Origin of the sequence: Streptomyces sp. NPDC012827 (assembly GCF_042900905.1) — a bacterium.
GTDB classification, from domain to species: domain Bacteria; phylum Actinomycetota; class Actinomycetes; order Streptomycetales; family Streptomycetaceae; genus Streptomyces; species Streptomyces gulbargensis.
Map to the genome: position 1 here is coordinate 293,502 of NZ_JBIBBY010000013.1, position 8,497 is coordinate 301,998.

Annotated in this window: 8 protein-coding genes; 4 read left to right on the plus strand and 4 right to left on the minus strand. The window is 75.7% G+C overall.

What is annotated here, in order from left to right; all coding sequences use genetic code 11:
• Window positions 1–109: 109 nt before the first annotated feature.
• From ACFY60_RS27495 to ACFY60_RS27505, 3 genes are all read left to right on the plus strand, one after another.
• Window positions 110–589: a MarR family winged helix-turn-helix transcriptional regulator gene (locus ACFY60_RS27495; RefSeq protein ID WP_388614122.1), complete on the plus strand. Its 480-nt coding sequence runs from the start codon at window positions 110–112 to the stop codon at window positions 587–589.
• Between the two features lie 214 nt (window positions 590–803).
• Entirely contained in the window at window positions 804–2,402 is a 1,599-nt protein-coding gene (locus ACFY60_RS27500) for an MFS transporter (RefSeq protein WP_388614125.1), read from the plus strand.
• 121 nt (window positions 2,403–2,523) lie between these two features.
• The gene (locus ACFY60_RS27505; RefSeq protein ID WP_388614127.1) at window positions 2,524–3,267 is read left to right on the plus strand and encodes a nucleotidyltransferase domain-containing protein; all 744 of its coding nucleotides are present in this window, start codon (window positions 2,524–2,526) and stop codon (window positions 3,265–3,267) included.
• A 22-nt stretch (window positions 3,268–3,289) separates the two neighbouring features.
• Here the strand turns inward: ACFY60_RS27505 and ACFY60_RS27510 are convergent, their stop codons facing one another.
• On the minus strand, window positions 3,290–3,685 hold the full coding sequence (locus tag ACFY60_RS27510; RefSeq protein WP_388614130.1) for a hypothetical protein: 396 nt from the start codon (window positions 3,683–3,685) through the stop codon (window positions 3,290–3,292).
• 58 nt (window positions 3,686–3,743) lie between these two features.
• A complete protein-coding gene (locus ACFY60_RS27515; protein WP_309056438.1) occupies window positions 3,744–4,121 on the minus strand; it encodes a VOC family protein in 378 nt (125 codons plus the stop codon).
• A gap of 533 nt (window positions 4,122–4,654) precedes the next feature.
• On the opposite strand from ACFY60_RS27515, the gene ACFY60_RS27520 reads away from it, so the two are divergent.
• Complete coding sequence (locus ACFY60_RS27520) at window positions 4,655–5,590, plus strand: alpha/beta fold hydrolase (protein WP_388614133.1); 936 nt, start codon at window positions 4,655–4,657, stop codon at window positions 5,588–5,590.
• A 190-nt stretch (window positions 5,591–5,780) separates the two neighbouring features.
• On the opposite strand, the gene ACFY60_RS27525 is transcribed toward ACFY60_RS27520, so the two are convergent.
• Both ACFY60_RS27525 and ACFY60_RS27530 read right to left on the minus strand, forming a co-directional pair.
• Window positions 5,781–7,223, minus strand: a complete 1,443-nt coding sequence (locus ACFY60_RS27525) for a DEAD/DEAH box helicase (protein WP_388614136.1) — start codon at window positions 7,221–7,223, stop codon at window positions 5,781–5,783.
• 246 nt (window positions 7,224–7,469) lie between these two features.
• Entirely contained in the window at window positions 7,470–8,153 is a 684-nt protein-coding gene (locus ACFY60_RS27530; protein ID WP_388614139.1) for a DUF305 domain-containing protein, read from the minus strand.
• Window positions 8,154–8,497 lie beyond the last annotated feature (344 nt).

The window sequence follows — 8,497 nt, forward strand, 5'->3', positions numbered from 1 at the left end:
CCTCACCTCCGCACGTCCTACGGCTCACCCATGCCCTCAGTGAACCCGTTCGCGACCCGCTCGAAAACCTCTTTTGACATACCTATCCGGTGAGACCTACCCTCACTCCATGCCCGCCACCCCCGCGTCCGGCCAGGACCTCGACCGCGTCGCCTCCGCGCTCGCGGTCTGCCTGCCCGCGCTGAACCGGGCTCTCGACCGGCGCGTCGTCCAGGACCTGGGGCTTCCCAAGCCGTCCGAGGCGCAGATCGCCCTGCTGACCCTCGTCGCGCGCCAGGAGGGGATCACCGTCCGCGAGGCCGCCGACGCGCTCCTCATGCGGGCGAACAACGTCAGCACGCTCGTCTCGCAGCTCACCGGCCGGGGTCTGCTCGAACGCCGCCAGGACCCCTCCGACAAGCGGATCGCGCACCTCCACACCACGGCCAGGGCGCGCCGGGACCTGGCCGAGGTGCACCGCCTCCAGCGCGAGCACCTCGCGCTGGCGCTGCAGTTCCTCACCGACGGCGAGCAGGACGCGCTGGGCTCCGCCGTGGGCGCGCTGAACTCGCTCACGCGCCACCTGCGCCCCGCCTCCCCCACCGAGTAGCACGCGGCCGGGCGTGCCCCCGCGCGTCCCACCGGCCGGCGCGGAGGGCCACTCCCCACGCGCCCGCTTCACTCGTTCGGCGTAGTAGCTGGTTCGGGTTTCCCCGGCACCGGCCTCCGTCTCCCCCCGGGCGCTTTCCCCCGACCCACTCCCCCGGGACCCGCTTCCCCGGGCCCCGCTCCTCCGCAGACCCCCGCACAGACAAGGCATCTCCATGTCGTCCACGACCGTGGATCGCTCCGCCCTGCCCGCGTCCGCCCCACCGCCCGGGACCCCCGCGCGCCGACCGCTCCGGGCCAACCCCTGGTTCACCCTGGCCGCCGTCGCGTTCGGCCTGTTCATGGTGCAGCTCGACGCGTCCGTCGTGGCGATCGCCAACCCCGCGGTCGGACGGGACCTCTCGGCCTCCACCGCCGATCTCCAGTGGGTCACCAACTCCTACCTGCTGGCGCTCGCCGCCTCCCTCATCCTCGGCGGGAAGCTCGGCGACCGGTTCGGCCGCCGCACCTTCTACCTCGTCGGCGTCGCCGGCTTCACCCTCGCCTCCGTCGCCATCGGCGTGTCCGGCTCCATCGAGGGTGTGATCGTCTTCCGCGCCGCCCAGGGCCTCTTCGGCGGCCTGCTCATGCCGAACACCCTCGGTCTGCTCCGGGCGGCCTTCCCGCCCCGCCGGTTCGGTACGGCCGTCGGCATCTGGGCCATGGTCTCGGCCGTCTCCACCGCGCTCGGCCCGATCGCCGGCGGTGTGCTGGTCGAGCGGGTCTCCTGGGAGTCCGTCTTCTTCATCAACGCCCCGATCGGGATCGTGGCACTGCTGTTCGGCGCCGCCGTCCTGCCGCAAGCCCGCTCCGAGGCCGCGGGGCGCCGCTTCGACGTCCCGGGCGTCCTGCTTCTGGCGGCAGCGCTGCTGCTCCTGGTCCTCGGCGTCGTGAAGGGCGAGACGTGGGGCTGGTCCTCGGCGGGCACGCTCGGCTGTATCACCGCCGGCCTGGTGCTCCTCGTCGGCTTCGGTGTGTACGAGACCCGGGTGGAGCAGCCCCTGCTCCCGATGCGGCTGTTCCGGGACCGCGCGCTGACCACCGGCACCGTCGTCACGGCGCTGAACTTCTTCGTCATGCTCGGTGTCATCTTCTTCGTGATGCTGTACCTGCAGAACGTCCGGGGCCTCTCCCCCGTCGACGCCGGCGTCCGCACCCTGCCGCTGAGCCTCGCCTCCCTGGCCGCCTCCCCCCTGGGCGCGGCGCTGACGGGACGGTTCGGGCCCCGGCTCACCATGCCGCTGGGCATGCTGCTCCAGGCGGCGGCCGCGTTCGGGATCGCGGCCTGGGACACCGGTTCCCCGTACGGGGCGATGTGGCCGCCGTTCGTGGCGCTGGGGCTCGGCGTCGGCATGGTCCTCGCGGCCTCCTCCGACGCGATCGTGGGCCGGGCGCCGGTCCGGGACGCCGGCGTGGCCGGCGGGCTCCAGGCGACGGCCCTCCAGGTCGGCGGCGCGCTCGGCACGTCGGTGCTGATGTCGCTGATCGGCGGGCGCGTCGGCGCCACGCTCACCGGCGAACTCACCGCCGCGGGCGTCCCCGCGGGCGCGGCGGCCGAACTGCACCAGGCCCGGGACGCGGTGGCGATGGGCGTCGCCCCCGTCTCCCCGCGCATGCCGGACGCCCTGGCCGAGGCCGTCGTCTCGGGCAGCCACCAGGCCTTCATGAACGGTCTGCACACGGCGGCCCTCGTCACCGGCGTCCTCTGCCTCGTCGGCGCCGTGACGGCGGTGGCCGGCCTGGGCCGCGCCGGCCGGGCGGCGCCGGGGAACTGAGACGCCGCTTCCCGGCCGGTTCCGGGCCCCGGAAGCCCCCTGGGCCCGGGACCGGCAGCCTCGGACACCGGCCCGGGGAAACGGTTCGTCGCAGGCCACGAGCCTGTGCCAGGCTACGGCCATGATCGACGACCCGGCCGGGCAGGCCCGCCGTCTCGCGGACGCCCGCTTCCCCGATGCCCTGTCCGTGATCCTCGCCGGCTCGGCCCTTTCCGGCCGGGCCACTCCCACCAGCGACCTGGACCTGGCGGTGCTGGTGGAGGCGGGCGGGGAGACGTACCGGGAGACGATCCGCTTCGAGGGACGGCTCGTGGAGCTGTTCGTGCACACGCGGACCGGTCTCGCGGAGCTGTTCGCGGCGGACGTGGAGTCGCGGCGCGGGACGATGCAGAGCATGTACGCCGACGGCGTGGTCCTCGTCGACCGGGACGGGGCGGCGCGGGCCGCCCGCGCGTTCGCCGTGGCGGATCTTCTCGCCGGACCCCGCGCGCTCGCCCCGGACGTGATCGAGACGAAGCGGTACGGCCTGACGGACGCCCTGGACGACCTCGGTGACGCGCGGGACCGCTTCGAGCGGCTCGCGGTCGCCGGGGTCGTCCTCGACGGTGCCGCCGACCTGTTGTCCGACCACCGGAGGGCGTGGCTCGGCGCCGGCAAGTGGCAGCCCCGGCGACTGACGGCGGCCGACCCGAAGCGGGGCGGCGCGCTCCTCGACGGCCACGCCCGGCTGTGCGCCGCCGACGACCCGGCGCCGCTGACCGCCGCGGCCACCGATGTCCTCGCGCTCGTCGGCGGCCCGTTGCGCGAGGGCTACCGCCGCACGTGGCGCGGCTCCCCCGGCCCGGCGCCCGCCGCACGCCGCTGACCGCTCCGGTCCCGTACCCCGGTCAGATGCCGGGGCCGTACCCGGGATCGGGGGCCTGGCGCGGATGCCACACCACGGTCAGGCCCCACAGCCCGAGAGCGAGCGCGGCCGCGCAGACGAGCCCGGCGGCCCACCCCGGCAGCCGCCGCCGGGCCGCCGTCCGGACCAGCGGCGGCAGGGCGAACCCGGCGAGCAGGACGAGCGGCAGTTCGACGAGGATCACGCTCCAGTCCCGTGCGTGGGACTCGAAGCCGCCCTCGATGGCGTACGCGGCCCGGGGCAGCGCGACGGCCGACGCGGCCACGACGCCCACGACCGCCCAGGCGCAGCCGGCGGAGCTCTCCGCCCGAGTGCCGTCCTCGTCGGACGGTGGGTCGTGCGGGCCGCTGGAGAGGGGGTCGTCCGTGTCGTCGCTCACGCCGTCGAAGGACGCGGGCCGGGGCCCGCCGGTTCCCCGGCCGGTCCCGGCTCCGGGGTCACAGGTACGGGCGGGTGAGGAGCTCCACGGCGTGGCCCGCCGGATCCTTGAAGTAGACGCCCCGGCCGCCGTGTCCGGTGTTGGTCTCGCCGGGCCGGGTCATCTGCGGGTCGGCCCAGTGCTCGACGCCCCGGTCGCGGAGGCGGGCGTAGGCGCGGTCGAAGAGGTCGTCGTCGACGAGGAAGGCGTAGTGCTGCATCTGGATCTCGTCGACGGGCGGTTCGGCGAACTGGAGCAGCGTGCCGTCGTCCAGCTGGACGTTGAGGAACGGGCCCCAGGAGGGGGCGGCGGGGCGTTCGAGGAGCTCGCGGAAGAAGCGGGCGGACTCCTCGCGGTTCCTGGAGACGATGATGGTGTGGTCGAAGGACACGGGCATGCGGGATCTCCGATCGAGGTGTGGGGCCGACGGGCCGTGGGGGCCGCGCCGGCGGGGCGCGCGGGAGGGTGGCGCGGCGGAGCGCCGTACGTCATCCGCCGGACGCGCGGAAGCGGACGGTACGGGGGTGGGGGCGCGGCCCGTCGCTCAGCGCGGTGGGGCGTCCGGAAGGGGACGGAGCCGGGCGCCGGACGGGGCTGCTCCGCGGGGAGGCCGCACCGGCGGCGGCGCGGGGAAGGGCCGCGGATCGCGCGAGGGCGCGCCGTCCGGGCGGGAGGCGCCCCGGTCCCGGGGCGGTACGCCTCTCCGGCGCGTGCCGGTCGGGACGTCGTGTTCGTGAGCTGTCACCAAGGTGGATCCCTGGGTTCCGCGCCTCCATGCCCACGGCGGTCTCTTTGCCGGGTGCACCGCGACGCTGTCGGCGTTTCTACCGTTGATCGACACCGCTGTCAACCGCCGTACGGGCGCGGGGAGTCGGGCTCCGGCCGGTGCCCCGCAGTGGGGGGCGGGACCGTGGGATACGTTTCCTTGTCATGAACAGAAGCGAGTTGGGGGTCCGGCCGCTCGACGGACGGGAACACACCGTCCACGTCGGTGAACTGGAGTTGTGGGCCGAGGAATTCGGCGACCCGTCCCACCCGGCCGTACTGCTGGTGATGGGCGCGCAGGGGCAGGGCACCCAGTGGAACGACGGCATCGTCCGGCGCCTGGTGGACGGGGGCCGCAGGGTCGTCCGGTACGACCACCGCGACACCGGGCGCTCCTCCACGGTGGATTACGCCTCGCGGCCGTACACGGTCGCCGACATGGCCGGGGACGCCCTGGCCGTCCTGGACGCGTTCGGGATCGGGCGGGCGCACCTGGTGGGCGCCTCCCTGGGGGGCGTGATCGCCCAGCGGCTCGCCGTCACACGGCCCGAGCGGGTCCTGAGCCTGACGAGCCTCTCCTCCCAGCCGCTCGGCACCAACACCTCGGAGCAGGTCCGGCGCGCACTCGCGGGCGAGCCGCCGCTCGACGGCGAACTCCCGCCCCCGAAGCCTGAGTTGCTGGCCGTCCTCGCGTCGACGACGCCGGACCCGGGGCTCTCGCCCGAGGAGTACGCCCTCGCGCGGCTGCCGCTCTGGCGCGTCCTGCACGGCCCGGTGCTGCCGTTCGACGAACAGGAGTACCGGGCGATGGAGGAGCGGGTGCACGCGCGGGCGCGGGACCTGCGGGCAGGGATGAACCACCTGCACGCCGGGGCCGCGCCGGAGGAGCTGACCGTACGCGACCTGGCGCGGATCACCGCCCCGGCACTGGTGCTGCACGGTGCGGAGGACCCCATGTATCCGCTGCCGCACGCGCAGGCGACGGCGGCGGCGATCCCGGGGGCCCGCCTCGTGGTGATCGAGGGCCTCGGGCACGCCCTGCCTGCGGCCCTCGACTCCCGCCTGGCCGACGAGATCCTGCGCCACACGGCCACGGTCTGAGCGTACGGCTCGGCGGGCTCGGGCCCCGGAGCCGTACGGCGGGGACGCCGATGGCGGAACCGTACGGCCGGCTCCGGAAGCGGCCTTGCGCGCAAGGCGGGGGCCAGGACGCGCGCGAGGCCCTCGCGCGGGACGGCGAGTCCGGCCGCGGGAGGTCCTGGGCTGAGAAGACCGGGTCCCGCCGTCGCGTTCAGCCCTTGCGCCGGACCCTGGCGGCCTTGCGGGCCTCGGCCGTCCGGCGGGCCTCGGCGGCGCGGCGGGACTCGTTGCGGGCACGGCCGGGGCGGCCGGGGACGGTGCCCATGCCGCGGAAGGCGGCGCCGCCGCGCTGGGGGCGTTCCTGGGGGGCGGAGGCCGCGCCGGGGACGGGTTCGCCCGGAGGGGTGCGGGCGCCGGTGATGCGGGCGAGCGCGGACTCGCCGGAGCGGACCGGGGTGACGCGGGCGCGGACACCCGCCTCCGCCAGCAGCCCGGCCAGGTCCTTGCGCTGCTCGGGGAGGGCCAGGGTGACGACCGTGCCCGAGCGGCCGGCGCGGGCGGTGCGGCCGGCGCGGTGCAGGTAATCCTTGGGGTCGGTGGGCGGGTCGACGTTGACGACGAGGTCGACGTCCTCGACGTGGAGGCCGCGCGCGGCCACGTCGGTGGCGACCAGGACGGTGACCGCGCCGGTCCTGAAGCGTTCCAGGGTGTCGGTGCGCTGCGGCTGCGACTTGCCGCCGTGCAGGGCGGCGGCCCGGATCCCACTGCCCGCGAGGTGCCGGGTGAAGCGGTCGACGGAGTGCTTGGTGTGCAGGAACATGATCACCCGGCCCTCGCGGGCGGCGATCTCCGTGGCGGCGGTGAACTTGTCGGGCGCCCGGACCTCCAGGACGTGGTGCTCCATCGTGTCGACGGCACCGGCCGACGGGTCGACGGAGTGGACCACCGGGTCGCCCAGGTGGCGGTGGACGAGCGCGTCGACGTCCTCGTCGAGCGTGGCGGAGAACAGCATCCGCTGTCCGCCGGACGGCACGAGGTCGAGCAGTTCGGTGACCTGCGGCAGGAAGCCCAGGTCCGCCATGCGGTCGGCCTCGTCGAGCACGGTGACCCCCACCCGGTCGAGGTGGCAGTCGCGCCGTCCGACGAGGTCGGCGAGACGGCCGGGGGTGGCGACGAGGACCTCCGCGCCGGCCCGCAGGGCGGTGGCCTGGCGGCCGATCGGCAGTCCGCCGACGACGGTGACCAGACGGAGCCCGAGCGCCGTGGCGTACGGGGTGAGCGCCTCGGTCACCTGCTGGGCCAGCTCGCGGGTGGGGACGAGGACCAGGGCCCGGGGCCGCTTGGCATCGGCGCGGCGGCCCGCCGTGCGCGCCAGCAGCGGAAGACCGAAGGCGAGCGTCTTGCCCGAACCGGTGCGGCCACGGCCCAGGACGTCGCGCCCGGCGAGGGCGGCGGGCAGGGTGGCGGCCTGGATGGGGAAGGGGCGGGTGACGCCCTGCTCGGCGAGCACCGTCAGGAGCGCGGCGGGCAGGCCCGCCTCCTCGAAGGTCTCCGCCGCCGGAAGCGCGGCCGCCTGCTCCGGCCGCTCCTCCCCGGGGGTGGCGGCGGGCGGGGCCGGACGACGGGCGTCGCCGGTGGGGGCCGAGCGGTTCATGGGGGCCTTCCTGTCGGACCCGGTGGACGACGGTCTCTCCGCCACGAACCGAACCCTTGAAGCCCTTGAATCATACGAAAACCGGACCCGGGGCGGGCGCCGGCCCGCGGCGGTGGCGCCTCGCCCGCTCGGCCCGCGCCTCCCCGCCGGCGGGAGGGCCGTACGAGGGGACGGCGGGGAGCCGCTCCCCGCCGCACCGCGCGGCGCGCCCCCGCACGGCGGGAGGCGCGCCGTGGCGGGTGGGCGCTACTTCTTGTGGCCGGCGAGCCAGGCGCGGAAGTCGTCGATCTCGGCCTGCTGGGCGCTGATGCCGGTCCTGGCGGCCTCCCGCAGCTCCGGGTGGACCGCGCGGGCCTGGGCCTCGAGGGACTGCACGATGCCGGCCGAGTGGTGGGGGATCACACGGCGTACGAAGGCGGCGTCGAACCCCTTCCCGGCGGGCGTGCGGCGCAGCTCCTCGACGCGGGCGCCGGTGTCGCTCTCCAGGGCGTCGATCTCCTCCCGGGCCTCCTCCGGTGCCTTCTCCCGGGCCTGCTTCGGTGTGAGGCCGTACCACTGGTGCAGCCGGTGGGTGAGCTCCACCAGCTGGAGGCGCTGGCCGGTGAGGATGCCTTCGGCGGCGGCGCGTACGCGGGCGTCGGTGCCGCGCCGCAGCTCCAGCTCCGCCATCTCGACCGCACTCCGGTGGTGCGGGATGATCGCCGCCAGGTAGGTGATCTCGAGTTCCTTGCCCGAGAGTTCGGCGAGTTCCTCGCCGAGTTCGTACGCCGCGGGGGACGTCGCCAGCGGCTTCAGGCCCTGCGACGCCGAGTTCGCCGTCCCCTGCGGGACCGGGCCGTCGGCGGCGGACGCGGCCGGGGCGAGGGCGAGGGAGAGCGCGGTGGCGACGGCCGCGACGGCGGCGCGGCGCCGCGTGGGGTGCTTGGTCAAGGGTCCTCCAGGGGATGACGGGCGGGATGGATCCGACAGTGACGTGTGGCCGCGCGCCCCGCGCCGAAAACTCGGCCGAACGGATGCCACTCGATCACCCCGGTTCCTCCCCCGTCCGGCGGCCCCCGGGTGGGGGACGGACGCCGGCCGGTTCCCGGCGGGCACGGACGCCGGCCGCCCGTACGGGGAGCGGGCGGCAGCTCGCCCGTGAGGGGGCCGCCGCGCCCGCTCGGGAGGGCGAGTGACGGGACCAGGGCCGCCCAGGCCGTGAGAACACTGCGGATTCTTCGCGGACTCACTTCGTCCTCCTCGTGTGTGGGTGGTGGTGGGGCCACTCGGGCACG